Genomic DNA, 24,488 nt, shown 5'->3' with positions numbered 1-24,488 from the left:
TATAGTGGATATTATTAAGTGAAAAATCCCTGCGGAACAACGAAGTCAAAATAGGAGTCATCATGACCTGGGAGTATGCGCTGATTGGTTTGGTGGTCGGTATCGTGATAGGTGCGGTAGCGATGCGTTTTGGTAACAGTAAATTACGTCAGCAGCAGGCGCTGCAAAACGAACTGGATAAAAGCAAAACCGAGCTTGAAGAGTACCGTCAGGAGTTGGTTGGCCATTTTGCCCGCAGTGCCGAACTGTTGGATAACATGGCGCGCGACTATCGCCAGCTGTATCAACATATGGCGAAAAGCTCCAATAACCTGCTGCCGGATCTGCCGATGCAGGACAACCCGTTCCGCTACCGCCTGTCCGAATCGGAAGCGGATAACGATCAGGCTCCAGTAGAAATGCCACGTGACTATTCCGAAGGGGCCTCCGGCCTGCTGCGCGGCGCACCACGTGATAATTAATTCCCCGTTATACTGACCCGTGGGGTAATCCCACGGGTTGTTCACTTGGTTCGTCCCTAATTCCCCACTGTGACTATGCTTACTCTTGACGATTAAGTGAACTTTTCGCGTAAATTCATTGTCCTAGACTTCACAAATGATATCGCTATGGCAATATTGTCAAAAATTTCATCTGGCAGATTTTGAGAGAGCTATAACCAATGAAGAAAAGATCTTTAATTCTTAGCGCATTAGCAATGAGCATTAGCCTGGCATTCGCATCCGTTCCGGCAGCCAACGCAGCCATGCCTACCGCAGTGGCGGGCCAGACGCTGCCAAGCCTGGCGCCAATGCTGGAAAAAGTGCTGCCCGCCGTGGTTAGCGTGCGTATAGAAGGCACTCAGGTACAGCGCCAGCCACAGCTGCCAGAGCAGTTTAAATTCTTCTTTGGCCCGAACATGCCTGCACCGAAAGAAAGCACTCGCCCGTTTGAAGGGCTGGGTTCCGGTGTGATTATCGATGCGCAGAAGGGCTACATCCTCACCAACAACCACGTCATCAATAACGCCGACAAGATCAGCGTGCAGCTCAATGATGGCCGCGAATATGACGCCAAGCTGATTGGCCGCGACGAACAGTCTGACATTGCCCTATTGCAGGTCAGCGATGTCAAAAACCTGACGGCGGTAAAAATCGCCGACTCCGACAAGCTGCGTGTCGGTGACTTCGCCGTAGCCGTCGGTAACCCGTTCGGCCTTGGCCAGACGGCAACCTCCGGCATCATCTCCGCACTGGGCCGTAGCGGCCTGAGCCTGGAAGGGTTGGAAAACTTCATCCAGACCGATGCTTCAATCAACCGTGGCAACTCCGGCGGCGCGCTGGTGAACCTGAATGGTGAGCTGATCGGTATCAACACCGCGATCCTGGCACCGGGCGGCGGCAACATCGGCATCGGCTTCGCCATTCCAAGTAACATGGCGCAGAGCCTGAGCAAGCAGCTGATTGAGTTTGGCGAAGTGAAGCGCGGCCTGCTGGGTATCAAAGGCAGTGAAATGACCGCCGATATGGCAAAAGCATTCAATACGGATGCCCAACGCGGGGCCTTTGTCAGCGAAGTGATGCCAAAATCTGCCGCAGCCAAAGCCGGGATCAAATCCGGTGATATCCTGGTCTCTCTGGACGGCAAGCCGATCAGCAGCTTTGCCGAGCTGCGTGCCAAAGTGGGCACCACTGCACCGGGCACCACCGTTAAAGTGGGGCTGCTGCGTGAAGGCAAACCAATGGATGTTGCCGTCACCCTGGATAACAGCGAAAGCGTATCAACCAACGCCGAAACGCTGTCGCCTGCGCTGCAAGGTGCAGCACTCACCAACGGTGCGCTGCCAAACGGTGATAAAGGCGTGAAGATCGACAAGGTGGATAAAGGCACCCCGGCAGCGCAGTTTGGCTTGCAGAAAGGGGACGTGATTATCGGTGTTAACCGTCAGCGCGTTGAAAACATCAACGCACTACGTAAGCTCCTTGAGGCGAAGCCAGCGGTAATGGCGCTGAACATCGTACGTGGTGACGAAAACATTTATCTGTTGCTGCGTTAATTTGTTGCGAAACCGGGCGCGCCAGCATACTGCGCCCGGTTAACTCGTGCTATCCTCCGTTCATCTTCCCCAACACTAACTAAAACTCTATGTTTGCTAAGCTCTTGCGTTCTATTGTTATTGGTTTGGTCGTCGCCGGTATACTGCTGGCCGCCCTGCCCGTATTGCGTTCCGCCAATAACATATTCGCCAGCAAATCCGAGAATACCAGCGATCAAACGCCGGTCAGCTTTAATACCGGCGTGCGCCGGGCTGCCCCTGCCGTCGTCAACATCTATAACCGCAACATCAGCGGCGCGACCAACGTGCTCTCTCTGGGTTCCGGTGTGATCATGAACGATCGCGGCTACATCATTACCAACCGTCACGTGATCAAAGACGCCCAGCAGATCACCGCCGTACTGCAAGATGGCCGCCGCTATGAAGCGTTATTGGTCGGCTCCGATAGTCTGACCGACCTTGCCGTACTTAAAATCGATCCGGGCAACTTGCCAGTGATCCCAATCAATACCGCACGCCCCGCACGCATCGGTGATGTGGCGCTGGCGATCGGTAACCCGTACAACCTGGGGCAAACCGTTACCCAGGGCATTATCAGCGCCACCGGGCGTATCAGCCTGAGCACCACCGGGCGACAAACCTTCCTGCAAACCGATGCTTCAATCAACCGGGGTAACTCCGGCGGTGCGCTGGTTAATTCCCTGGGTGAGCTGTTGGGCATCAATACGCTGACCTATGACAAGATCACCGATGGCGAAACGCCTGAGGGGCTAGGCTTTGCCATCCCGGTAGAACTGGCAACCAAGATCATGGATAAGCTGATCCGTGATGGCCGGGTGATCCGCGGCTACTTTGGTATTCAGGGAAAAGAGATTATCCCGGTGCGCACCTCAGCGACCGGCATCGATCGCCTACAAGGGATCATCGTGACCGAAATTACTCCTAACGGCCCGGCCGCCAATGCAGCGTTCCATATTAATGACATCATCATTAACGTCGATAACAAACCGGCGGTTTCGGTATTGGAGACGATGGACCAGGTGGCGGAGATCCGCCCTGGGACAGAGATCCCGGTAGTGGTGCTACGCGATGGGCAACGCATTACGCTGCATATGACGGTGGGTGAATTCCCGGAGGATAATAGTTAGGCAGCAAAAAGCCCGGCAAGCCGGGCTCTATTCGCACAAACAGGCTAAAACTGTCGATTACTCGCCTTTCACACGTTCGATATTGGCACCCAGCGCACGCAGTTTGTCCTCGATACGCTCGTAGCCACGGTCGATGTGATAAATACGATCTACCACCGTTACGCCTTCGGCAATACAACCCGCCAATACCAGGCTGGCAGAGGCACGCAGATCGGTCGCCATCACCTGTGCACCAGACAGCTGCTCTACGCCGTGGCAAATCACGGTGTTGCTCTCGATTTCTGCGTGTGCGCCCATACGGATCAGCTCAGGCACGTGCATAAAGCGGTTTTCGAAGATCGTCTCGGTGATCACGCCGGTCCCTTCCGCTACCAGATTCAACAGGCTGAACTGCGCCTGCATATCGGTTGGGAAACCAGGGTGTGGAGCCGTGCGCAGGGTTACCGCTTTCGGGCGTTTTCCATGCATGTCCAGGCTGATCCAGTCTTCACCGACTTCGATATCGGCCCCTGCTTCACGCAGTTTGGCCAACACCGCATCCAGCGTATCTGGACGGGTGTTGCGGCACAACACCTTACCACCGGAAACGGCAGCGGCAACCAGGAAGGTACCGGTTTCGATACGGTCTGGCAGCACACGGTAAACCCCACCACCCAAGCGCTCCACGCCTTCGATGGTGATCCTGTCCGTGCCTGCGCCGCTGATTTTGGCACCCAGCGTGTTGAGGAAGTTGGCAGTATCGACGATTTCCGGCTCACGCGCCGCATTCTCGATGACGGTGGTGCCGGTCGCCAGAGTTGCGGCACTCATGATGGTGACGGTCGCGCCTACGCTGACCTTATCCATCACGATATGTGCGCCCTTCAAGCGCCCTTCCACAGAGGCCTTGACGTAGCCCTCTTCCAGTTTGATTTCCGCACCCAGCTGCTCCAGGCCGGTAATGTGCAGGTCAACCGGACGTGCGCCAATAGCACAGCCGCCTGGCAGCGATACCTGACCACGGCCAAAGCGTGCAACCAGCGGCCCCAACGCCCAAATGGAGGCACGCATGGTTTTCACCAGATCGTAAGGAGCACAAAACTCGTTCACGCCGCTGGCATCAACATAGACCGAGCCATTACGCTCGATCTTGGTGCCCAACTGGCCGAGCAGTTTGATGGTGGTGTCAATGTCCTTCAGCTTCGGGACGTTTTGCAGTTCGACAGGCTCTTCCGCCAGCAAAGCGGCAAACAGGATCGGCAGGGCGGCGTTTTTCGCCCCGGAAATGGTCACTTCACCGCTAAGACGGGTCCGGCCATGCACACGAAATTTATCCATTTAACTACTCTCTGTTATCTGTTCTGAGCTGCCTGCCCGCCGGGCAAACAGCCTTAAAATCCGTTGAGTTTGCGATCCCGCTGCCACTCTTCTGGGGTATATGCCTTGATCGACAAAGCATGAATGCGGTTGTCCGCGATGTATTCCATCAGCGGCGCATAGACGGCCTGCTGTTTCTTGACGCGGCTCATGGTGGCGAACAGTTCACCCACGGCGATCACCTGAAAATGGCTACCATCGCCAGTCACATGCGCCTCTTCCAGTGCCAACGCCTTCATCAGCACGTCTTTAATTTCGCTATTTTCCATAGTATCCAATTCTGCATCGAAGGATCATAGTCACCCGGGGCGACCTCTTGGCGTCTATCTTAGTGGAATCCGCCGCTTTCTTAAACCAAAGAAAAAGCCCCTGAGCAACAGGGGCCTTTAACTGATTTTTCCCGGTAGAACAGCCAAAAATGTGGCTAACTAGCGGTTTCAACAGGCATTATTGCTGACAAATTGTAGAGCGTGATCAGCGTTTGCAACCGTTCGGTGATGCCGGAAATTTTTATCTCAATTCCCTGCGGGTGCCGTTGCTCACGTAAATGCAGCAGCAGGGCCAGACCAGAAGAGTCCACGCGCTGCAGCTGAGCGACATCAATCACGGTTTTATCCGCCAACAACAACTCACGTTGCTGCCACAGCGGCAATAACGTCTCACGGTCCAGCTCGCCGCTCAACACCAGCGTTTGCTGTTGTGATACCCAGCTCAGCGCTGCGGCCATCAGTTTTTCTGATCCAGGGTGATCGGCTGTTTGGCGGCCGCTTGCAGCTGCTGGGTCAAACCGTCTACGCCTTTGAGGCGCAGGGTTGATGCCCACTCATTCTGCTTGGTGGTGATCATGCTGACGCCTTCAGCAATCATGTCATACGCCTGCCAGTGGCCGGTTTTGCTGTTCTTGCGCCATTGGAAGTCCAGACGTACCGGCGGGCGACCACCTTTGTCGATGATGGTTACGCGGATCGCGATGATATCGGCATTGCCTAGCGGCTGTTCCGGTTCGATCTGATAGGTCTGGCCCTGGTACATGGCTAACGCCTGGCCATACGCCTGCTCCAGATAAGCCTGGAAGGCAGTAAAGTAGGCATCACGCTGTGCAGGTGTGGCGTCTTTATAGTAACGGCCCAGCACTAACGCACCGGCATATTTTACCTGCACGAACGGCATCAGCTCTTCATGCACGATGGTGCGCAGGTAGTTGGGATCCTGCTTGATTTTTGGCTGCTCGCTTTTCAGGCGGGTGAAGGTTTTCTGCGCAGCGTCTTGCATCAGGCTGTATGGGTTAGTCTGATCGACCGCATTAGCTAGCGGTGCAACCACCAGCAGGGCAACCATTAAAAAACGTTTAAACATGCAGGTTTCCTCGATTAGTGAGTTGTAGCGGAATGCGCAGCGGCATCCGGTGCCGGAGCTGCAACAGAGCCATCCGGTGAATTCGGGCTATCCTGACCACCGCTCTTGTAGAGGAACTGGCCGATCAAGTCTTCCAGCACCATGGCTGATTTGGTGTCCTGAATGGTCCCGCCATCCTTAAGGATAGTCGTGCCCATCTCGGGATCTTCAAAACCGACGTTCAGCGCCAGATACTGTTCACCCAGCAGGCCGGAGGTGCGGATCGCCAGCGAGCTGGTATCCGGGATCTGGTTGTATTGTTGCTGAATATCCAGCGCCACGCGTGGCGTGTAGGTCTTAGGATCGAGGGAGATAGCCGCAACCCGGCCAATCATCACCCCACCAATCTTCACAGGTGAACGCGCTTTCAAACCACCGATATTATCGAAGGTGGCGTAGATACGGTAAGTCGGTTCATTACCGATCGATTTAATATTGGCCACCTGGAGGCAGAGGAAGATGATGGCGCACAGCGCAATCAGCATAAACGCCCCAACCCAGATTTCACTCTTCTTCGTTTGCATCGAATCAATTCCCAAACATCAGTGCAGTCAGCACGAAATCCAATCCCAACACCGCCAGTGACGAATGTACCACGGTCCTTGTCGTTGCCTGACTAATCCCTTCAGAGGTCGGTACGGCATCGTAACCATTGAAGATCGCAATCCAGCTAACGGTAATGGCAAACACCACGCTCTTGATCAGGCAGTTAAGTAAATCCTGACGCCATTCCACGGCCCCTTGCATGGCCGACCAGAAGAAACCACTGTCGATCCCCTTCCAGTCTACGCCGACAATCGCGCCACCCCAGATACCGATGGCCACGAAAATAATCGTCAGCAACGGCATACTGATAAGACCGGCCCAGAAACGCGGGGCAACAATACGCCGCAGCGGATCGATCGCCATCATTTCCAGGCTGGAGATCTGCTCGGTGGCCTTCATCAGACCGATTTCGGCCGTCAGAGCCGAACCGGCACGGCCAGCGAACAACAGAGCGGTAACGACCGGCCCCAGCTCACGCAGCAATGACAACGCCACCATCATGCCCAGGCTCGCCTCGGCACTGTAGGTGGTGAGGACGATGTAACCTTGCAGCCCCAACACCATGCCGATAAACAAGCCGGAAACCATGATGATCAACAGCGACTGAACGCCAACGCTGTGTAGCTGTTTGAGCAGCAGCGGCCATTGTTTGCGCGGCTCCGGGCGCCCGATCAGCGCGTGGAACAGCATCAGCCCGGCGCGTCCAAAGGCTGCGCTGGTGTTGATACCACGGCGCCCTAACGACGCTAACGCCTTTAAAAACATGAGGTTATTTACTCCCTTCCCCTAAAAGCTCAGTCTGATAATCACCGGCAGGGTAACGGAATGGTACCGGCCCATCGGCAATACCATCCAGAAACTGACGCACTCGCGCATCAGGATTGTTCTGTAATTGCGCTGCCGAGCCTTCGGCAATCACATGGTGATCCGCCACAATATAGGCGTAATCCGCAATACTCAATACTTCTGGCACATCATGGGATACCACGATGCAGGTGATCCCGAGCGCGTGATTCAGCTCATCGATCAACTTGACCAGCACGCCCATGGTGATCGGATCCTGACCAACGAAGGGTTCGTCGAACATGATCAATGTCGGATCAAGCGCGATAGCACGCGCCAGGGCAACTCGCCGGGCCATACCGCCAGAAAGTTCGTTCGGCATCAGATCTGCCGCGCCACGTAGCCCTACGGCTTCCAGCTTCATCAACACCGTGCTGCGCAGGATCGGCTCCGGCAGGCGGCTGTGCTCACGCAGCGGGTAAGCCACGTTCTCAAATACCGTCAGATCGGTGAACAGCGCTCCCGACTGAAACAGCATGCTCATCTTCTTGCGTGACTCATACAGCTGATGGCGCGACAGCGCCGGGATGTTGTCCCCATCAAACCAGATCTCACCGCAGTCCGGGGTCAACTGGCCACCAATCAGGCGTAACAGCGTGGTTTTACCAATGCCGGACGGCCCCATGATGGCCGTCACTTTGCCACGGGGAACCGTCAGGTTGATGTCTTCGAATATCAGCCGATCGCCGCGAGAGAAGCTCATGCCGCGCACTTCGACCAGATTATCTGCCTTCTGGTGCATGTTTATTGATCCTGTACAGGCTGTTTTTTTGCCAAATCATCCCTGATGGTAAAGCAAATAGGGGCGATACGTCCTATTTTTACCAAAGCTTACTGCCAATTCGCTATCAATGATGCCATAGGTTTTACTTTTAGGCTCCAGACGGTCAAAATTAGGAAATAACGCAAAAAAATAAAATTGTTCGAATTTCAACCGGGAAAATTCGTTGTTTTGCACAACGTGGAGGCCGGTGACGGCGTTTAACCAACGAAACGGGATTATCATACCCTATAGATTTCAAGCTGCGGCTAGGCGACAAGCTCGTTCATCACCAGGAGCTTACTTTTGTAAGTGACTGGGGTGGGCGAGTGCAGATAACAACGCTGCAGCTTGAAAGACGACGGGTATACCCAATATAGGACCCTGAATGTTTCTCGCAATAGTACTGTTGATCGTTGGTTTATTTTTACTGGTGTATGGGGCAGATAGATTGGTTTATGGTGCGGCGGTGATTAGCCGCTCGCTGGGGGTTCCCCCGTTGATTATCGGCATGACGATAGTCGGTATCGGCACTTCGTTGCCAGAATTGATTGTGTCGGTCACCGCCGCCCTCAATGGGCAGACCAACCTGGCGGTGGGCAACGTGATTGGCTCCAACATCACCAATATTTTACTGATCCTGGGGATGGCGGCCCTGATCCATCCACTGTCGGTTCGCTCCGAAGTGTTGCGGCGTGAATTGCCGCTGATGCTGGGGGTTATCCTGTTATGCGGCTACGTGCTGATGGATAACACCCTGAGCCGCTTCGATGGCGTGCTGCTGCTGTTGGCCGCTACCGGTTTTATTCTGCTGATGCTGAAAATCGCCAGGCTGGCGCAACGTGAAGGCAACGACAGCCTGACGGTGGAGCAGCTCGCCGAACTGCCGCAGGACAGCAGCAACACCGTAGCCATTCTCTGGCTGGTGTTGGCCTTCATTATTCTGCCGCTGTCATCAAGGATGATCATCGATAACGCATCGGTGATTGCCCACTACTTTGGCCTGAGCGAACTGGTGGTTGGCCTGACGATTATCGCCATCGGCACCAGCCTGCCCGAATTGGCCACCTCAATCGCCGGAGCACTAAAAGGCGAAGATGATATGGCGGTAGGGAATATCATCGGCTCGACAATTTTTAACACGGTGATCGTACTGGGCGTCCCTGCTCTGCTGTCACCAGGCAGTATCGATCCCGCCGCCTTCCAGCGCGATTACTGGGTGATGCTGGCGGCCAGTGTCCTGCTTGCCGCGCTGTGTATTGGCCGCAAACATCGTATCGGTCATCTGGCGGGAGCTCTGTTATTATGTGGCTTTATTGCGTATCTTGCAGTGCTGTTCTTTAACCCTTTTCAGCTCTTTAGCTTTACCCTATAGCATTCGAGATACAGGTAGGCGGCAACTGAAAGCATCCCTGGGAGCTTAGTCCACTAAGTGACCAGGGTAATTGAAGGCAGTCAACACCCCTGTATCTTGAAGGATGACGGGTAAACCGTTGGGAATGAGTATGTCATCTAACCAGTTGCAACCGGGCTTTGACTTTCAGCAGGCCGGCAAAGAAGTGCTTCAGATTGAGCGTGATGGCCTGGCCCAGCTCGATCAGTACATCAATGCGGATTTTACCCGGGCCTGTGAGGCGATCGCCGGATGTTGCGGTAAAGTCGTGGTCATGGGCATGGGTAAATCCGGCCATATCGGCTGCAAAATTGCCGCCACGCTGGCCAGTACCGGAACCCCGGCGTTCTTCGTGCATCCGGCGGAGGCTAGCCACGGCGATCTGGGCATGGTTTCAGCACAGGACATCGTGCTGGCGATCTCCAATTCCGGTGAGTCGAACGAAATTCTGGCGCTGATCCCAGTGTTGAAACGCCAGCAGATCCCACTGATTTGCATGACCAACAACCCGGAAAGCTCAATGGGCAAGGCGGCAGACGTACATCTGTGCATCAAGGTACCGCAGGAGGCTTGCCCACTCGGTCTGGCCCCTACCACCAGCACCACCGCCACCTTGGTCATGGGCGATGCGTTAGCCGTAGCGCTGCTGAAGGCCCGGGGCTTTACCCCAGAAGATTTTGCCCTGTCTCATCCTGGTGGGGCATTGGGCCGCCGTCTGTTGCTGCGTGTTAGCGATATCATGCACAACGGCGACGAAATTCCGCATGTCAGCGCCGAAGCCTCACTGCGTGACGCGCTGCTGGAGATCACTCGCAAGAATCTGGGCATGGTGGTGATCTGCGACGATCTGATGAAGATTGCCGGTATTTTTACCGACGGTGACTTACGCCGGGTGTTCGATATGGGCATCGATCTGAATAATGCCAAAATCACCGACGTCATGACGCTGGGCGGCATCCGTGTGCGCCCGAACCTGCTGGCAGTCGATGCGCTCAATCTGATGCAGCAACGCCATATCACCGCCGTGCTGGTTGCCGATGGCGACCAATTGCTGGGTGTGGTACATATGCATGACATGCTGCGCGCTGGCGTCGTTTAATGAAAGGAACGAACTGCATGAGTCTGGTTGAAACCTGTTACGGGCCGGTAGCTGAAGAAGTCATGGCCCGCGCCGGGAAAATCCGCCTGTTGATTTGTGATGTCGACGGCGTGCTGTCAGACGGCCTGATCTACATGGGCAATAACGGTGAAGAGCTGAAAGCCTTCAACGTCCGTGACGGCTACGGCATCCGCTGCCTGAAAACCTCGGGTATCGAGGTGGCCATTATCACCGGGCGTTCGGCCAAGTTGCTGGAAGACCGGGCAAAAACATTGGATATCACCCATCTGTATCAGGGTCAGTCCGATAAGCTTTTGGCCTTCCGTGAACTGTTGGATAAACTGTCCCTGATGCCAGATGAAATCGCCTACATCGGCGACGATCTGATCGACTGGCCGGTCATGGCCGAAGTCGGTCTGGCCGTCGCGGTGGCTGATGCGCATCCAATTTTGTTACCTCGCGCCCACTATGTGACCCGCATCAACGGTGGCCGTGGTGCGGTACGCGAGCTGTGCGACCTGATCCTGCTGGCGCAAAACAAGCTGGAGGACGCCAAAGGGCTGTCAATATGAATAAAACCAAACTTTGGGCCACCATTTTGCTGACCGCGATCGCGCTGGCGCTGATTGGTTGGAACATGGCCGATTTCAGCGATGACGGCAGCACGGTGCCGGTCAACAACCAAGACCCGACCTATCAGAGCCAGCATACCGTAACCGTGGTGTACAATCCGGCCGGGCAACTAAGCTATAAGCTGGTGGCAGAAGAGGTTAAATATTACACCGCTGATGAGTTAAGCTGGTTCACCCAGCCGGTGATGACGCTGTTTGATGAGCATGCCGTGGCCACCTGGTCGATACGCGCCGATCGCGCCAAGCTGACCAAAAACCGCATGCTGTATCTGTACGGTCACGTGGAGGTGAACAGTTTGACAACCACCTCACAGCTGGAAAAAATTAAAACCGATAATGCCCAGATTAATCTGGTCACACAGGACGTCTCTTCCGATGATGAAGTGACCCTGTTCGGCACGAATTTCACCTCTAACGGCATGAAAATGCGTGGCAATCTGCGGAACAAAACCGCTGAGCTGATTGATAAGGTCAAGACCAACTATGAAATTCAGAACCAAAAGACAACTCCGTAATCTGTTGATCGTCAGCCTCGTTTTGACCGCCAGCTCCCCCGCATTGGCGTTGAAATCCGACTCTGACCAACCGGTAAGTATCGACTCGCTGAAACAGTCGCTGGATATGCAGAGCAACGTCAGCACCTTTACCGACAACGTGGTGATCAAACAGGGCACTATTGAGATCAAGGCCGACAAGGTCGTGGTCACGCGCCCGGATGGCGATCAGAACAAAACCTATATTGAAGCGTTCGGCAATCCGGTAACCTTCTACCAGATGCAGGACAATGGCAAGCCGGTGAAAGGCCATGCGCAGAAAGTCCGTTACGACGTCGCGCCACAGCTGATCACCCTCACCGGCAACGCCTATCTGGAACAGCTCGACAGCAACGTGAAAGGCGACCGTATTACCTATCTGGTGCCGCAGCAGCAGATGCAGGCGTTCAGCGATAAAGGCAAACGCGTGACCACGGTTCTGGTGCCATCACAGTTGCAAGACAAAAACGGTCAAAAGAAGAGTAACTAATTACTTATGGCAACACTCATCGCAGAAAACCTGGCGAAAGCCTACAAAGGCCGCAAAGTTGTTGAAGACGTGAGCCTGAAAGTGAAATCTGGCGAGATCGTCGGCCTGCTGGGGCCAAACGGTGCCGGCAAAACCACCACTTTCTACATGGTCGTCGGCATCGTTCAGCGCGATGCCGGGCGCATCGTGATTGATGACGAAGATATCAGTATCCTGCCGCTGCATGCCCGCGCACGCCGCGGTATCGGCTACCTGCCGCAGGAAGCCTCGATCTTCCGCCGCCTGAGTGTTTACGACAACCTGATGGCGGTGCTGGAGATCCGTAACGATCTCACCAGTGAGCAACGCAACGATCGGGCTATCGAGCTGATGGAAGAGTTTCATATCTCCCACCTGCGTGACAATCTGGGCCAATCGCTTTCCGGGGGTGAACGCCGCCGCGTGGAGATTGCCCGTGCGCTGGCCGCCAACCCGAAATTTATCCTACTGGATGAGCCTTTCGCCGGGGTTGACCCGATTTCTGTTATCGATATCAAGAAAATCATCGAGCACCTGCGTGACAGTGGCCTTGGCGTGCTGATCACCGATCATAATGTGCGCGAGACGCTGGACGTGTGTGAACGCGCCTACATCGTCAGCCAGGGTAAGCTGATTGCCCACGGCACACCGGACGCCATTCTGGCCGATGAGCAGGTGAAACGCGTTTATTTGGGCGAAGAGTTCCGCCTATAGGTTCCAGCGGCAGGCCTACAGGCCACCGTTAACGGAAGTAGCAGAAGATTATGAAGCAAGGTTTGCAACTCAGGCTCAGCCAGCAACTGGCCATGACCCCCCAACTTCAGCAGGCGATCCGCCTGTTGCAGCTGTCCACGCTTGAGCTCCAGCAGGAGATCCAACTGGCGCTAGAGAGCAACCCGCTGCTTGAACAGACCGAAGACCAGCACGAAGAGATCGACACCAAAGAAAACGTCGAGACCGAAGGGCTAGACACCCGCGAAGCGCTGGAACAGAAGGACATGCCCGAAGAGCTGCCTTTGGATGCCACCTGGGATGAGATCTATACCGCGGGTACCCCTTCCGGCACCGGTACCGACTATGGCGATGACGAGCTTCCGGTCTATCAGGGCGAAACCACGCAAACGCTGCAGGACTACCTGATGTGGCAAGTGGATCTGACGCCGTTCTCTGACACCGATGCCGCCATCGCCACCTCGATCGTCGACGCCGTCGATGACACCGGCTATCTCACCGTACCGCTAGAAGACATTCTGGAGAGTATGGGTGACAATAATGTGACGATGGACGAGATCGAAGCGGTATTGAAGCGCGTGCAGCGTTTTGACCCGGTCGGCGTCGCGGCGCGCGATCTGCGTGACTGCCTGTTGATCCAGCTTTCCCAGTACGCCAAAGACACGCCCTATCTGGCTGAAGCCCGCCTGATCGTCAGCGAACATTTGGATTTGCTGGCCAACCACGACTTTCGCAGCCTGATGCGAACAACTCGCTTAAAAGAAGATACACTGAAAGAAGCGATGGTGTTGATCCATTCGCTCGATCCGCGCCCTGGGCAGTCGATCAATACCGGCGAATCCGAGTATGTGATCCCGGATGTGCTGGTACGTAAGGTGCAGGATAAGTGGGTGGTGGAGCTTAATGCAGACAGCATCCCAAGGCTGAAAATCAACCAGCAATATGCGGCACTGGGCAACACGGTGCGCAACAATGCCGACGGCCAGTATATCCGCAGCAATTTGCAGGAAGCGAAGTGGCTGATCAAGAGCCTGGAAAGCCGGAACGACACGCTGCTCAAGGTGACCCGCTGTATTGTCGAACAGCAGGAAGCGTTCTTTGAACAGGGTGCAGAATTTATGAAGCCCATGGTGCTGGCGGATATCGCCCAGGCCGTGGAAATGCATGAGTCGACAATCTCGCGCGTGACGACGCAGAAGTTCCTGCACAGCCCGCGTGGTATTTTCGAATTGAAGTATTTCTTCTCCAGCCATGTGAATACCGACAGCGGTGGCGAAGCCTCCTCTACGGCGATCAGGGCGTTAGTGAAGAAATTGATCGCGGCGGAAAACCCTGCCAAACCGCTTAGCGACAGCAAGCTGACCACGATGCTTTCCGATCAGGGGATCATGGTGGCGCGGCGCACCGTCGCCAAGTACCGAGAGTCTTTGTCCATCCCGCCGTCCAACCAGCGTAAACAGTTGGTTTGACCTCTATAGAGAAGGAAGACATTATGCAGCTCAACATTACCGGACACCACATCGAGATCACCGAACCAATGCGTGAGTTCGTCAACACCAAGTTTGCCAAACTCGAGCAGTATTTCGACCGCATTAATCAGGTTTATGTCGTACTCAGTGTGGAAAAAGTGCAGCAGATTGCGGAAGCAACGTTGCATGTGAATGGCGGCGAGTTGCACGCCACCTCGGAAAAAGAAGATATGTATGCCGCAATTGACTGCCTGATCGACAAACTGGCGCGTCAATTGAACAAACATAAAGACAAACTAAAGCAACACTGACATTCTGGGCCGTTATGCGATGCGTAATGGCCCACATCGTAGTCGAATTGGCTACACGGCAACCCTCGGCGCATCACCTGTATAGGTATGCGCTGATAAGCCATCAGGGTTAAACAGGCGAAAAACCGTTTCATGAAGGTTATCAGCGTAAGCCTGCTTTCCAATGGTAAAGCAGGCTTGCAATAAAGCGACAGGACGCGGTTTTAAGTGAAGATGAGATGAACAACGAAATAATGCAATTAAGCTCGGTGTTAAACATCGAGTGCACCAGAAGCTCGGTACACTGCACCAGCAAGAAACGGGCTTTGGAAATTATCAGCGAGCTGGCGGCCAAGCAGCTTAACCTACCTTCGCAGGTGGTGTTTGACGCAGTACTCACCCGGGAACGTATGGGCAGTACCGGTATCGGCAACGGTATCGCGATCCCACACGGCAAACTGGAAGAGGACACTTTGCGGGCCGTTGGCGTGTTTATCCGCCTTGAGCAACCTATCGCCTTTGACGCCATTGATAATCAACCGGTCGATCTGCTGTTCGCCTTGCTGGTACCGGCCGATCAATGTAAAACTCACTTGCATACGCTGTCGCTGGTTGCCAAACGGCTGGCCGACAAAACCGTGTGCCGCCGCCTGCGCGCAGCGCTGAGCGACGAAGAGCTGTATCAGATCATCACCGAGTAACCAGCGGCTGGCGTGACTTTCCGCCATGAAAACGCTACTGTTTTACTTACGATATATCCGGGCCGTGGCCCGGATAATAGATCCTAACGGTGGCGATGAGAGCCATTGAGATGCCAGGGGAGTTACCACATGGTGCTGATGATTGTCAGCGGCCGTTCCGGTTCGGGGAAATCCGTCGCCTTGCGGGCGCTGGAAGACATGGGTTTTTACTGCGTTGATAACCTGCCCGTGGTGTTGTTGCCGCAGCTGGCCCAGACGCTGGCCGAACGTAATAGCTCCGCTGCGGTAAGCATCGACGTCCGTAACATGCCGGAATCGCCGGAAGTGTTTGAATATGCAATGACCCAGCTACCGGAGAGCTTCACGCCACAGCTGCTGTTCCTTGATGCCGATCGCAACACCCTGATCCGCCGTTATAGCGACACCCGTCGCCTGCATCCTCTGTCTGCCAAGAACCTGTCGCTGGAAAGCGCGATTGATGAAGAAAGCGATCTGCTGGAGCCACTGCGTTCCCGTGCCGATCTGATCATCGATACCTCGGAAATGTCGGTGCACGAGTTGGCGGAAATGCTGCGTACCCGCCTGTTGGGTAAACGCGAGCGCGAGCTGACGATGGTGTTCGAATCCTTCGGCTTCAAGCACGGCATTCCTATTGATGCCGATTACGTGTTCGACGTACGTTTCCTGCCCAACCCGCACTGGGACCCTAAACTGCGCCCGATGACCGGCCTGGATAAGCCCGTGGCCTCGTTCCTCGATCGCCACACCGAAGTGCACAACTTCATCTACCAGACCCGTAGCTACCTGGAACAGTGGTTGCCGATGTTGGAGACCAACAACCGCAGCTATCTGACCGTCGCCATTGGCTGTACCGGCGGTAAGCACCGTTCGGTATACGTGGCTGAACAGTTGGCGGATTATTTCCGTTCACGCGGCAAGAACGTGCAATCACGTCACCGCACACTGGAAAAGCGTAAACAACAATGACGGTCAAGCAGACGGTTGAAATCAAGAACAAGCTGGGTATGCATGCACGCCCGGCGATGAAGCTGTTTGAGCTGGTGCAGAGTTTTGACGCCGAAGTGCTGCTGCGTAATGACAGCGGCACCGAAGCGGAAGCCAGCAGCGTGATCGCGCTGCTGATGCTGGATTCCGCCCAGGGCCGCCAGATCGAAATTGAAGCTACCGGGCCGCAGGAAGTGCAGGCGCTGGCAGCGGTGATTGAGCTGTTTAATTCAGGCTTCGACGAGGATTAGTTAATATATTGCCGTTATCCCTCAAGCTGTAATCCAGATTGCTCCAAGTCTATCCCCTATGAATTTCGAGTCGTAGCTAGGCGACAAGGGCGTTAATCCCCAGGAGCTTACTTAGGTAAGTGACTGGGGTTCACGCACGCAGTCAACAACGCTACGGCTCGAAAGGCGACGGGGATATAGATTAATACCGAACCATCACCGACTTCAACTCGGTATAGTGCTCGATAAACGCGCTGCCGAACTCTCTGCCCATCCCTGACGATTTCACCCCACCGAACGGCAACGCCGGATCGAGGAAGGTGTGCATGTTGATCCACAAGGTGCCCACTTCAATCCGCGGGATCATGCGCATTGCTTTGCTGAGATCGTTAGTCCACAGGCTGGCGGCCAGGCCATAAGGCGAATCGTTGATCATGGCGATCATCTGCTCTTCATCCTCATAGGCCAGGAAAGTGCCTACCGGGCCAAAGGTCTCCTCACGCATTAACGCGTCATGTGGCCCATTAGCGCGGATTGCCGTCGGCGCAACAAAGAAGCCAGGGCCTGCCAACGCCTGACCGCCGCAGACGATCTGGCTGCCATCAGCCCGTGCCTTGTCAAACAACGCCAGTACCTTGCGGTAATGTGCCTCGTTGGCCAGCGGCCCCACTTCCGTGGTCTCATCCAGCGGTGACCCCACCTTCATGGCTTCCAAGCGCTGCGTCAGCTTTGCCAGTACCTCATCGATATGGCTGGCAGGCAAGTAAAAACGTTCCGCTGCGGCACAGATCTGGCCCTGGTTCAGGTAGCCCGCCTCGATAATGCCGTCGACCATCTTGTCGACCGAGACATCGGCCAGAAACGCGGCGGCATTCTTCCCCCCCAGCTCCAGCGTAGTACGTACAATCCCTTGCTCCATTGCCGCTTTGCCTACCGCGATCCCGGTAGGCACCGAGCCGGTGAAGGTCACTTTGGCACAGCGTGGATGAGCGATAAGCATAGGGCCAAGACGTGCGCCTGAACCGTTGATCACGTTGAGTGCACCAGCCGGGATGCCCGCTTGCGTTGCCAACTCGGCTACCCGCAGCATGGTTAGCGGCGTGTATTCACTCGGTTTGAGCACCACGGTACAGCCGCAGGTGAGCGCAGCAGCCAACTTCCAGATGGCGATCATGATCGAGAAGTTCCACGGAATGATGCCGACTACTACGCCCAACGGCTCGCGCCGGGTGAATGCGGTGTATTGTTCACCCTGGAAGGAAGGCAACGAAACGTTCAGCGTTTCCCCGCTGATTTTGCTCGACCAGCCGGCAAAGTAGCGCAGGAACTGCGAGGCCATATCAATTTCCAGCCCACGAGACAGCTGAATGGTCTTTCCAGAACACAGGCTTTCCAGCTGCGCCAGTTCCTCACGATGGGTTTGCAGCAGATCGGCCAGGCGCGTCAGGCAGTTGCCACGCTCCAATGGCGAAACCTGTGCCCAGCTACCGTGGAAAGCGCCAAAGGCTGCCTGCATCGCCGCATCGACTTCAACCTGGCCGCCTTCATTCACCTGCGCAATGGTCAGCCCGGTAGCCGGGTTAACCACTGCAAACCTTTCTACGCCAGCCCCGGCCACGGGTTGGCCGTGAATGTAGTGGCCCTGCTGGCGGTCCAGAAAGGCCGTTACCTGTGGCAACAGTGTAATATCCGTCATCGCATCGCCCTCCTTGTGGGTTAGCCTTCGACAATCGCCAGATAATGCTTCACAAAACGATCCGAGGTGATTTCCCAGCGCACCGGGGTGCCCTTCTCAACAAACCAGGAATCCCCGGCCTGATACTTTACCGACTCACCGGTGTTCTCATTGGTCAGCGTCGCCGAACCTTCCCACACCGTGGCATGTTCCGCAAACGGGTATTCCATCAGGAAGGTGCCACGGGTGCAGCTGAAGACACCGCAGTTCAGGTTGTCCGTTGGCGCGCCAAAAATCATCGCCACACCGACGTTGGGTTCACCGGCAACCACCGTGGCCCCCAGGTTGCTGACGCTGCCAATCTGTTGCAGTTCTGGTAGCGCTTGCTTAAGCAGTAATGGTTTCATGGTTTTTCCTTTTAGATTAGTGGTCAGAATTAACGACGACCCTTCCAGTAGCCGGAGGTCTGGTGCCAGACCTTACCCGCAGTGGTCATCACACGGCGTAGCTTGTCTTTACCAAAAATATCCACGTGCGGGATCGAACTCATCAGGTCATAACGATCAGAGCCCTCACTCATTCCTTCCGCCAACACCTTGCAAACGATATGGCTCGGCGTTACCCCAAAGCCGGAATAGCCCTGCACGTAAAACACGTTATCGTGCTGCGGTAGGGTGCCAATCTGCGGGAACAGGTTGGCGCTGCAACACAGCGGCCCACCCCAAGCCAGGTCGATCTTCACGTCCTTCAGATAGGGGAAAACTTTCAGCATCAGGTTGCGGTTCCAGGCCTTCAGATCTGAAGGAATATATTCGACCAGTCGGGTAGCGCTGCCGAACAGCAGACGGTTCTCGTTGGTGACGCGGTAATAGTCGATCACCGGCCGAATGTCGCTGTAAGCCCCGCGGATCGGGCTGATCTGGCGGATCAGCTCGTCAGACAGCGGCTCTGTCGCCAACTGGAAGGCGTAGGTATTGATGGTCTTTTTATAGATAAAGGGATCCATGCCGTTGAGGAAGCCATTACATGCCCAAAGCATCTTGTTGGCGCGTACCGATCCCATGGCGGTGCGCACGGTAATGCGCGGGCCGTATTCCACATTCAGCACGTTGCTATTTTCGAAGATCTTCACCCCGTAACCGCTCAGCGCCTGCGCCTCTCCCAACAGTAGATTGAGCGAATGAACGTGGCCACCGCCCATGTGTTTCAACGCACAGGTATAAGCATCAGATCCCACCACCTGCTTCACTTCGGAACCGGTATAGAGCTCGATCTCTTCATTCGGTGAGACCGCTTTGAACTCTTTAAGCCAGGAACGCAGGGTCTTTTCCTGCCTGGCGTTGCTGCCGAGGTAGCCATAGCCAAAGCAGAAATCGGCGTCAATGGCGTACTTTTTAATGCGCTCGCGGATAATCCCGGCACCAAGGTTGCTGATCTTGAAGATGGTTTCTAACCCTGCCGGGCCAACGTGGCGTTTGATCTTCTCCAGATCGTGGCCGATCCCGGCCATCACTTGGCCACCGTTGCGGCCCGTCCCGCCGTAACCCAGGTAGCGGCCCTCCAGAATAGCGATATTGGTGATGCCTTTTTCCGCCAGTTCCAGCGCCGTGTTAATGCCGGAGAAACCACCGCCGATGATCACCACGTCAACATCCAGATCCTCTTCCAGCGTGGGGAAGCGCAGATCGTATTTCTTGGTCGCCGCGTAGTAGGTTAACGATTCGATTTCATTATTCATTGCTGCACTCCCTTTACCCATTGCCTTAGCCTGGATTATCAGCAGAGCTTGAGCGGGCGGCTATGTCCCTTTAGGGATATTAGCAACACTTTTTTAACATTATGCCGTACGGCGCAGGGGGGTACTCAAGAACAGGCTGAACAACTCGGCCTGAGAACCAATATTCAGCTTGCCGTAAATATTCTTACGATGATTTTTTACCGTACCCAGACTGATAAACAGCCGTTCGGCGATCTGCTGCGAGCCGTTGCCACTCAGTATCAGATCGACGACCTCACGTTCGCGCGAGCTTAACGCATAGCGCGCCTGGGCTGCGCTATCTACCAGCGGGGCGGAGGGAGTAGGCACATTAGCCGCGACCACCACTTCCCCATGCAACCGCGCCACGCTTTTTACCAGCGTCAATGCGCCACGCAGATCAGCTAGCTGGGGATAACGCACGCCGACCGTTTGCCGGGCCGAACCGAAAAATATGCCTAGCCCGCGTTCCGGCGTCAGTTGCAGCAGTACGCCAGCCTCGTCGTGCCAGCCGGTTTTACGGTAAAAGTTACGGTAATAATCCGTCTGGTAAAAACCACAAGGAGCCAGTTGCCGCAGCGTAAACACATCGCCATGGCCGCCACCGTTCAGTGCCTGATAAAAGGGATCTTCAAGATAGGCGCCCTGCTGGTAGATCTGGTTTACCGCATCGCTGTTTTCTTTCTCGGTTTTCATCAGACAGCGCGGAGCCTGACCATATTCGAAGGCATAGACGATGGCATTATCAAAGGCGAAGAAGCCCTCCAGATAGCCCAGCAGGCTGGCATAGAATTGGCGGGTCGCCACTGCGTCGATCACCGCTGATAATCTTTCGACCTGAATATTCATTTCGCCCCCGCAATCATTAACAAATTAACAATTAACGTTTCCCAACTTATCCACGACCGATATTGGGCCAACAGACTATAAAAAGCATTCAATTGGCCAGAATGCAAGGGCGTCATTGTTTACATGTTAATCAAATCACAAGTTAGGCCCTTGCAACGATTATCCACACAATCCGAGCTGGTTAATATCTTAACAATTTCGAGTTAAGTGACGTAAAAGCGTTGGTTCGCCCACCCAGGCTGAACTATGCTGTGGCTTCAATGCCCAAATGCGTCAAGGAGAGAGCATGACCACTAGTCTGATGATCGCCAACCGGCAGGCCTGGTTTGGCAAGGGCAGCATCCAGCAACTGATCCCACTGCTCCAGGCCGAGCCGCAGAGCACACTGCTGTTCACCTGCCGATCATTTCTTAACGGAACCCTCTATGCTGAACTGGCTCCGGCGCTGACGCCGTTGCTAGCAGGCAGAGAAATTGTCACCCATGAAGCCTCACCGCAAGAAATAGACCGATGGGTAGCGCACTGGCGAGGTCAGGTGCAAAGAGTGGTAGCCATCGGCGGAGGTAGCGTGCTGGATGCCGCCAAGGCGTTCGCTGCCCTGATCGAACACCCGCTGCCAACCCTGCGCTACATGGAAAAAGTGGGTGACAGCAAAATCAGTGGCGCAACGCTGCCGTTGATCGCCATCCCCACCACCGCAGGCACCGGCAGCGAGGTAACCCAAAACGCGGTGATCACCGATACTCAGGTCACCAAGGTGAAAGCCTCATTGCGGCATAATAACTTTGTGCCGCAGATAGCGATCCTCGATCCTGATCTGCTGAAGGGAGCGCCAGATCATGTACTGGCCTATTGCGCTATCGATGCCTTCACCCATCTGTTTGAAGCCTACCTTTCCAAGACGGCCAGCGGCCTGTCGCGCGAGATGTCGTTGAGCGGCATCCATCACTTCCTCTGCGCCTGGCCGGTGCTGAAACAGAGCGATGAGGCCCGCGAAGCGATTATGCAGGCTTCCTACCTGGGCGGTCTTACGTTGAGTATGGCGGGGCTGGGCGTGATCCACGGCATTGCGGGAGAGATAGGTGCATTGCGTGATTACCACCACGGTCAGATCTGCGGCCGCCTGCTGCTACCGTTCCTTGAATTGCTGGGGAAAAGCGAGCAGCCACAGCAACGTACGTTAATGGCCGAACTGGCCCTGCGGCTATTCCCTGAAGAGCAGGACAGCCCGGCGCGCTTTTTGATCGACTTTATCACCCGCCACGCCATCGCCCCGTTCTGGCAAGACGAGCTATCCCTTAGCAAAGCGGAACTGGCCATCGTACTGGAGAAGTCCAACAGCAAGAATTCCTGGCTCAGCTACACCCCCGAGCAGCGGAGATTAATGATCGATGGGGCGTTCTTGATTGAATGATAATATAATCAGAACAATAGGATTGCGGGGGGAACAACAATGAGTTTGGTTGACTGGATTTTAGGCGGCATCGCCCTGGGGCTGATCGTCGGTGCGCTGATGAAGATATTCGGCAAGAAGAAAGACGAGTAATGCGGTGATCCCCCTCTGCATCCAGAGGGGAAAACCGTTAAATACGGCTCAGGCAGTCCAACGCCACCGCTTTGAAGCTGTCGAAATTGTCACTACCCAGCAAGCGGGTCATCGAACGTTCGCGCACAAAGGTAACGAACAGCTCGTAGATCGCCATCGCTTCCTCATAATCGCTTTTGCTGATCGCCAGCAAGAAAATGACGTGTGCCACCTCACCTTCTCCCCACGGAATACCCTGCGGTGCCAGCAGCGTGACCACCACGGTCTTTTTCGCCAACAGCCCCAGGGAGTGCGGCAGAGCAATCCCCTCCCCCAGCAAGGTAGAAACAATGGCCTCCCGCTCAACGACCGAAGGGTAAAAATCACTGCCCACATAACCTTCCTGCTCCAACTGAGCGCAAACTTTGCTAAACAGCTGCTCCTGCGTTAACGGCTCGTTGACGATCATGAAGTGGCTGGCATCAAAAAATTTTTCCAACATATACGGCTTGGTGCGGTCGACCAGCACCAGCTTGCCCAACTGCTCTAGCTGATACTCCGTTGGAAACGGCGACATCACCACGATCGGCTTGTTCTTCTCACTGATGCGCGCATTGGAAATGATAAAATCTTCGTCGATACTGCCAAGCATTTCGTAATCACGCAGCGAAACGATGCGCGTCACCACCAGCTGCGGGTACTTGCGCGCAATCTGTGCCTGGATCATCCTCACCGTGGAGTTACCGGTATCGCACACCAGCATCACGTGCGGGTGGCGCTCATAGCCAATGTTGTAGTGCCGCTCCAGGCCCACGCCAATATGCAGCACCAGATAGCCGATTTCATTCTCGCTCAGGGTATAAGGCGTGTGTTTTCCCCAGCTTGAGACTGCCGCCAACGTCACATCATAGGCCATCGGATAATGCTGTTTGATGTTGGCCAACAGCGGGTTAGGGATATTGATCTGGTATTTCACCCTGGTGATCATGGTTTTGATATGGGTGAGCAGATCGGCCCGTAGCTGCTTGTCGCTCTGCAGGTTGTAGTTATAGTGCGAGTTGATATAGGACAGGATGTAATCCACCAGCGCCTCTTCATCATCGGCGTTGATTTTGGTCGGCTGCACTTCTTGCACCCTTCTGGCAGCGATGTTGACCCGCAAATAAGCCTCTTCCGCCGCCGCAATCTCTTTGCCCGTGGCCTTACTCAGTTCACCCGCCAGCCAGGTGGACGCTTTACGCACCGCATCATCACCGTCTTCCACGTCAAAATCCTGAAGCGGATAGCCGTCTGTGATGCGCCGCAGCGCCACAGCACAGTAGAAGATCAGATATTGCTCACCCTCATCGGTCAGACGAATGGCATATTGTGACAGCAGCGGGTGCAGCAGCCCGGCAAAAGTCCGTACCTGCGGCTGGTGGAGGATATCATTGTTCAGCAATGGGTTTTCCGCATCCGCCAGATGCAGTTGAAACAACAGATCAGTCAGGCAGGCGCGGATTGCCATTTCCGCACCAAACAGCTTCATACCGTAGCGCGGCTTGGTTTCGATGGTTAACTGGTAATGCGCCAGACGCTCCCTCACCTCAGCCATGTCGTTTTGCAGCGTACCCCGGCTGACAAACCATTCATCGGCCAGATCTTCCAGCTTCATTGAGAAGGCTGAGGTCAAAAAGCGAATCAACAGATAATGCACCCGTTCCTGCGCGCTGCGCGGCGTGGCGTGCTGTTTACGTTCCCGATGCTGGAGCGCACTAAACCGGGCCTCATCATCAACCTGCAAGCGGTATCCGGCCCCGCGGCTATGGACAAACTGCGCACCATAACTCTCCAGAATATCGTTCAGCGCGGTGATATCGGCACGTACTGTACGGGTAGACACGGCAAAACGCTTTGCCAGTTCGTCCTGTGGCAACGTTTCGGACTGCAAAGCATCGAACAGCGATGCCAAACGTGGGTAGGGAAATCTCACCATTCTCTTTCCGTTATTAACGTGCCCACCCGAGGG

27 protein-coding genes are annotated in these 24,488 nt (G+C 55.0%); 15 read left to right on the top strand and 12 right to left on the bottom strand.

Going from position 1 to position 24,488, the window contains the following annotated elements; genetic code table 11:
- Positions 1-62 precede the first annotated feature (62 nt).
- From zapG to degS, 3 genes are all read left to right on the top strand, one after another.
- Complete coding sequence (gene zapG, locus KAJ71_RS09705; protein ID WP_248945525.1) at positions 63-461, top strand: Z-ring associated protein ZapG; 399 nt, start codon at positions 63-65, stop codon at positions 459-461.
- Positions 462-661: 200 nt separating this feature from the next.
- Positions 662-2,035 carry a serine endoprotease DegQ gene (gene degQ, locus KAJ71_RS09700; RefSeq protein ID WP_248945524.1) on the top strand — a complete coding sequence of 458 codons (1,374 nt, stop codon included), beginning with the start codon at positions 662-664 and terminating at the stop codon, positions 2,033-2,035.
- 89 nt (positions 2,036-2,124) lie between these two features.
- Positions 2,125-3,183, top strand: coding sequence for an outer membrane-stress sensor serine endopeptidase DegS (degS, locus tag KAJ71_RS09695; RefSeq protein WP_248945523.1), 1,059 nt, complete (start codon positions 2,125-2,127; stop codon positions 3,181-3,183).
- A 57-nt stretch (positions 3,184-3,240) separates the two neighbouring features.
- Here the strand turns inward: degS and murA are convergent, their stop codons facing one another.
- The 7 genes from murA to mlaF all read right to left on the bottom strand — a co-directional run bounded on the left by murA (position 3,241) and on the right by mlaF (position 8,065).
- Complete coding sequence (murA, locus tag KAJ71_RS09690) at positions 3,241-4,500, bottom strand: UDP-N-acetylglucosamine 1-carboxyvinyltransferase (RefSeq protein ID WP_248945522.1); 1,260 nt, start codon at positions 4,498-4,500, stop codon at positions 3,241-3,243.
- A gap of 53 nt (positions 4,501-4,553) precedes the next feature.
- The gene (ibaG, locus tag KAJ71_RS09685) at positions 4,554-4,808 is read right to left on the bottom strand and encodes a BolA family iron metabolism protein IbaG (RefSeq protein WP_021180689.1); all 255 of its coding nucleotides are present in this window, start codon (positions 4,806-4,808) and stop codon (positions 4,554-4,556) included.
- A 155-nt stretch (positions 4,809-4,963) separates the two neighbouring features.
- Positions 4,964-5,266 (bottom strand): lipid asymmetry maintenance protein MlaB, encoded by a 303-nt coding sequence (gene mlaB / locus KAJ71_RS09680; RefSeq protein ID WP_248945521.1) that lies wholly within the window; start codon positions 5,264-5,266, stop codon positions 4,964-4,966.
- Positions 5,266-5,895 carry a phospholipid-binding protein MlaC gene (gene mlaC, locus KAJ71_RS09675; RefSeq protein WP_248945520.1) on the bottom strand — a complete coding sequence of 210 codons (630 nt, stop codon included), beginning with the start codon at positions 5,893-5,895 and terminating at the stop codon, positions 5,266-5,268. The genes mlaB and mlaC overlap by 1 nt, the downstream gene beginning before the upstream one ends.
- Before the next feature lie 14 nt (positions 5,896-5,909).
- On the bottom strand, positions 5,910-6,458 hold the full coding sequence (gene mlaD / locus KAJ71_RS09670; RefSeq protein WP_248945519.1) for an outer membrane lipid asymmetry maintenance protein MlaD: 549 nt from the start codon (positions 6,456-6,458) through the stop codon (positions 5,910-5,912).
- Positions 6,459-6,462: 4 nt separating this feature from the next.
- Positions 6,463-7,245 carry a lipid asymmetry maintenance ABC transporter permease subunit MlaE gene (gene mlaE, locus KAJ71_RS09665; RefSeq protein WP_021180693.1) on the bottom strand — a complete coding sequence of 261 codons (783 nt, stop codon included), beginning with the start codon at positions 7,243-7,245 and terminating at the stop codon, positions 6,463-6,465.
- 4 nt (positions 7,246-7,249) lie between these two features.
- On the bottom strand, positions 7,250-8,065 hold the full coding sequence (gene mlaF, locus KAJ71_RS09660; protein WP_248945518.1) for a phospholipid ABC transporter ATP-binding protein MlaF: 816 nt from the start codon (positions 8,063-8,065) through the stop codon (positions 7,250-7,252).
- A 406-nt stretch (positions 8,066-8,471) separates the two neighbouring features.
- On the opposite strand from mlaF, the gene KAJ71_RS09655 reads away from it, so the two are divergent.
- From KAJ71_RS09655 to npr, 11 genes are all read left to right on the top strand, one after another.
- Complete coding sequence (locus KAJ71_RS09655) at positions 8,472-9,458, top strand: calcium/sodium antiporter (RefSeq protein WP_248945517.1); 987 nt, start codon at positions 8,472-8,474, stop codon at positions 9,456-9,458.
- Positions 9,459-9,588: 130 nt separating this feature from the next.
- Positions 9,589-10,575, top strand: a complete 987-nt coding sequence (kdsD, locus tag KAJ71_RS09650; RefSeq protein WP_248945516.1) for an arabinose-5-phosphate isomerase KdsD — start codon at positions 9,589-9,591, stop codon at positions 10,573-10,575.
- A gap of 17 nt (positions 10,576-10,592) precedes the next feature.
- A complete protein-coding gene (kdsC, locus tag KAJ71_RS09645; RefSeq protein WP_248945515.1) occupies positions 10,593-11,147 on the top strand; it encodes a 3-deoxy-manno-octulosonate-8-phosphatase KdsC in 555 nt (184 codons plus the stop codon).
- Positions 11,144-11,722, top strand: a complete 579-nt coding sequence (lptC, locus tag KAJ71_RS09640) for an LPS export ABC transporter periplasmic protein LptC (RefSeq protein WP_248945514.1) — start codon at positions 11,144-11,146, stop codon at positions 11,720-11,722. Before kdsC ends, lptC begins: the two co-directional genes overlap by 4 nt.
- Positions 11,691-12,230, top strand: coding sequence for a lipopolysaccharide ABC transporter substrate-binding protein LptA (lptA, locus tag KAJ71_RS09635; protein ID WP_248945513.1), 540 nt, complete (start codon positions 11,691-11,693; stop codon positions 12,228-12,230). Before lptC ends, lptA begins: the two co-directional genes overlap by 32 nt.
- Before the next feature lie 6 nt (positions 12,231-12,236).
- Positions 12,237-12,962, top strand: coding sequence for an LPS export ABC transporter ATP-binding protein (gene lptB, locus KAJ71_RS09630; protein WP_248945512.1), 726 nt, complete (start codon positions 12,237-12,239; stop codon positions 12,960-12,962).
- Positions 12,963-13,012: 50 nt separating this feature from the next.
- A complete protein-coding gene (gene rpoN / locus KAJ71_RS09625; protein WP_248945511.1) occupies positions 13,013-14,449 on the top strand; it encodes an RNA polymerase factor sigma-54 in 1,437 nt (478 codons plus the stop codon).
- A 23-nt stretch (positions 14,450-14,472) separates the two neighbouring features.
- Positions 14,473-14,760: a ribosome hibernation promoting factor gene (gene hpf, locus KAJ71_RS09620; RefSeq protein ID WP_248945510.1), complete on the top strand. Its 288-nt coding sequence runs from the start codon at positions 14,473-14,475 to the stop codon at positions 14,758-14,760.
- A gap of 218 nt (positions 14,761-14,978) precedes the next feature.
- Positions 14,979-15,440 carry a PTS IIA-like nitrogen regulatory protein PtsN gene (gene ptsN, locus KAJ71_RS09615; RefSeq protein WP_024483720.1) on the top strand — a complete coding sequence of 154 codons (462 nt, stop codon included), beginning with the start codon at positions 14,979-14,981 and terminating at the stop codon, positions 15,438-15,440.
- Positions 15,441-15,569: 129 nt separating this feature from the next.
- Entirely contained in the window at positions 15,570-16,427 is an 858-nt protein-coding gene (rapZ, locus tag KAJ71_RS09610) for an RNase adapter RapZ (RefSeq protein WP_021180704.1), read from the top strand.
- Positions 16,424-16,696: a PTS phosphocarrier protein NPr gene (gene npr / locus KAJ71_RS09605; RefSeq protein WP_142016712.1), complete on the top strand. Its 273-nt coding sequence runs from the start codon at positions 16,424-16,426 to the stop codon at positions 16,694-16,696. Before rapZ ends, npr begins: the two co-directional genes overlap by 4 nt.
- Positions 16,697-16,877: 181 nt before the next feature.
- Here the strand turns inward: npr and KAJ71_RS09600 are convergent, their stop codons facing one another.
- From KAJ71_RS09600 to KAJ71_RS09585, 4 genes are all read right to left on the bottom strand, one after another.
- Complete coding sequence (locus KAJ71_RS09600; protein WP_248945509.1) at positions 16,878-18,371, bottom strand: aldehyde dehydrogenase family protein; 1,494 nt, start codon at positions 18,369-18,371, stop codon at positions 16,878-16,880.
- Positions 18,372-18,391: 20 nt separating this feature from the next.
- Positions 18,392-18,757, bottom strand: a complete 366-nt coding sequence (locus KAJ71_RS09595) for a cupin domain-containing protein (protein WP_248945508.1) — start codon at positions 18,755-18,757, stop codon at positions 18,392-18,394.
- A gap of 29 nt (positions 18,758-18,786) precedes the next feature.
- Positions 18,787-20,088, bottom strand: a complete 1,302-nt coding sequence (locus KAJ71_RS09590) for an NAD(P)/FAD-dependent oxidoreductase (protein WP_248945507.1) — start codon at positions 20,086-20,088, stop codon at positions 18,787-18,789.
- Between the two features lie 99 nt (positions 20,089-20,187).
- A complete protein-coding gene (locus KAJ71_RS09585; protein WP_248945506.1) occupies positions 20,188-20,955 on the bottom strand; it encodes a response regulator transcription factor in 768 nt (255 codons plus the stop codon).
- Positions 20,956-21,241: 286 nt separating this feature from the next.
- Between KAJ71_RS09585 and KAJ71_RS09580 the strand changes: the two genes are divergently transcribed.
- Positions 21,242-22,369 carry an iron-containing alcohol dehydrogenase gene (locus KAJ71_RS09580; protein ID WP_248945505.1) on the top strand — a complete coding sequence of 376 codons (1,128 nt, stop codon included), beginning with the start codon at positions 21,242-21,244 and terminating at the stop codon, positions 22,367-22,369.
- A 169-nt stretch (positions 22,370-22,538) separates the two neighbouring features.
- Here the strand turns inward: KAJ71_RS09580 and KAJ71_RS09575 are convergent, their stop codons facing one another.
- Positions 22,539-24,455, bottom strand: a complete 1,917-nt coding sequence (locus KAJ71_RS09575; protein WP_248945504.1) for a BglG family transcription antiterminator — start codon at positions 24,453-24,455, stop codon at positions 22,539-22,541.
- Positions 24,456-24,488: the final 33 nt, after the last annotated feature.

It is taken from the genome of Serratia silvae (assembly GCF_023282985.1).
Taxonomy (GTDB): domain Bacteria; phylum Pseudomonadota; class Gammaproteobacteria; order Enterobacterales; family Enterobacteriaceae; genus Chania; species Chania silvae.
Note: the sequence above shows the minus strand (reverse complement) of the source record. Positions and strands in the feature narration are given on the sequence as shown.

Coding starts and splice junctions, on each gene's coding strand:
- KAJ71_RS09655 (WP_248945517.1), top strand. CDS start 8,472: ATGTTTCTCGCAATAGTACTGTTGATCGTTGGTTTATTTTTACTGGTG.
- rapZ (WP_021180704.1), top strand. CDS start 15,570: ATGGTGCTGATGATTGTCAGCGGCCGTTCCGGTTCGGGGAAATCCGTC.
- degS (WP_248945523.1), top strand. CDS start 2,125: ATGTTTGCTAAGCTCTTGCGTTCTATTGTTATTGGTTTGGTCGTCGCC.
- KAJ71_RS09590 (WP_248945507.1), bottom strand. CDS start 20,088: ATGAATAATGAAATCGAATCGTTAACCTACTACGCGGCGACCAAGAAA.
- ibaG (WP_021180689.1), bottom strand. CDS start 4,808: ATGGAAAATAGCGAAATTAAAGACGTGCTGATGAAGGCGTTGGCACTG.
- mlaD (WP_248945519.1), bottom strand. CDS start 6,458: ATGCAAACGAAGAAGAGTGAAATCTGGGTTGGGGCGTTTATGCTGATT.
- mlaC (WP_248945520.1), bottom strand. CDS start 5,895: ATGTTTAAACGTTTTTTAATGGTTGCCCTGCTGGTGGTTGCACCGCTA.
- mlaE (WP_021180693.1), bottom strand. CDS start 7,245: ATGTTTTTAAAGGCGTTAGCGTCGTTAGGGCGCCGTGGTATCAACACC.
- KAJ71_RS09575 (WP_248945504.1), bottom strand. CDS start 24,455: ATGGTGAGATTTCCCTACCCACGTTTGGCATCGCTGTTCGATGCTTTG.
- KAJ71_RS09595 (WP_248945508.1), bottom strand. CDS start 18,757: ATGAAACCATTACTGCTTAAGCAAGCGCTACCAGAACTGCAACAGATT.
- KAJ71_RS09600 (WP_248945509.1), bottom strand. CDS start 18,371: ATGACGGATATTACACTGTTGCCACAGGTAACGGCCTTTCTGGACCGC.
- rpoN (WP_248945511.1), top strand. CDS start 13,013: ATGAAGCAAGGTTTGCAACTCAGGCTCAGCCAGCAACTGGCCATGACC.
- lptB (WP_248945512.1), top strand. CDS start 12,237: ATGGCAACACTCATCGCAGAAAACCTGGCGAAAGCCTACAAAGGCCGC.
- lptA (WP_248945513.1), top strand. CDS start 11,691: ATGAAATTCAGAACCAAAAGACAACTCCGTAATCTGTTGATCGTCAGC.
- mlaF (WP_248945518.1), bottom strand. CDS start 8,065: ATGCACCAGAAGGCAGATAATCTGGTCGAAGTGCGCGGCATGAGCTTC.
- murA (WP_248945522.1), bottom strand. CDS start 4,500: ATGGATAAATTTCGTGTGCATGGCCGGACCCGTCTTAGCGGTGAAGTG.
- kdsD (WP_248945516.1), top strand. CDS start 9,589: ATGTCATCTAACCAGTTGCAACCGGGCTTTGACTTTCAGCAGGCCGGC.
- kdsC (WP_248945515.1), top strand. CDS start 10,593: ATGAGTCTGGTTGAAACCTGTTACGGGCCGGTAGCTGAAGAAGTCATG.
- npr (WP_142016712.1), top strand. CDS start 16,424: ATGACGGTCAAGCAGACGGTTGAAATCAAGAACAAGCTGGGTATGCAT.
- lptC (WP_248945514.1), top strand. CDS start 11,144: ATGAATAAAACCAAACTTTGGGCCACCATTTTGCTGACCGCGATCGCG.
- KAJ71_RS09580 (WP_248945505.1), top strand. CDS start 21,242: ATGACCACTAGTCTGATGATCGCCAACCGGCAGGCCTGGTTTGGCAAG.
- hpf (WP_248945510.1), top strand. CDS start 14,473: ATGCAGCTCAACATTACCGGACACCACATCGAGATCACCGAACCAATG.
- mlaB (WP_248945521.1), bottom strand. CDS start 5,266: ATGGCCGCAGCGCTGAGCTGGGTATCACAACAGCAAACGCTGGTGTTG.
- zapG (WP_248945525.1), top strand. CDS start 63: ATGACCTGGGAGTATGCGCTGATTGGTTTGGTGGTCGGTATCGTGATA.
- degQ (WP_248945524.1), top strand. CDS start 662: ATGAAGAAAAGATCTTTAATTCTTAGCGCATTAGCAATGAGCATTAGC.
- ptsN (WP_024483720.1), top strand. CDS start 14,979: ATGAACAACGAAATAATGCAATTAAGCTCGGTGTTAAACATCGAGTGC.
- KAJ71_RS09585 (WP_248945506.1), bottom strand. CDS start 20,955: ATGAATATTCAGGTCGAAAGATTATCAGCGGTGATCGACGCAGTGGCG.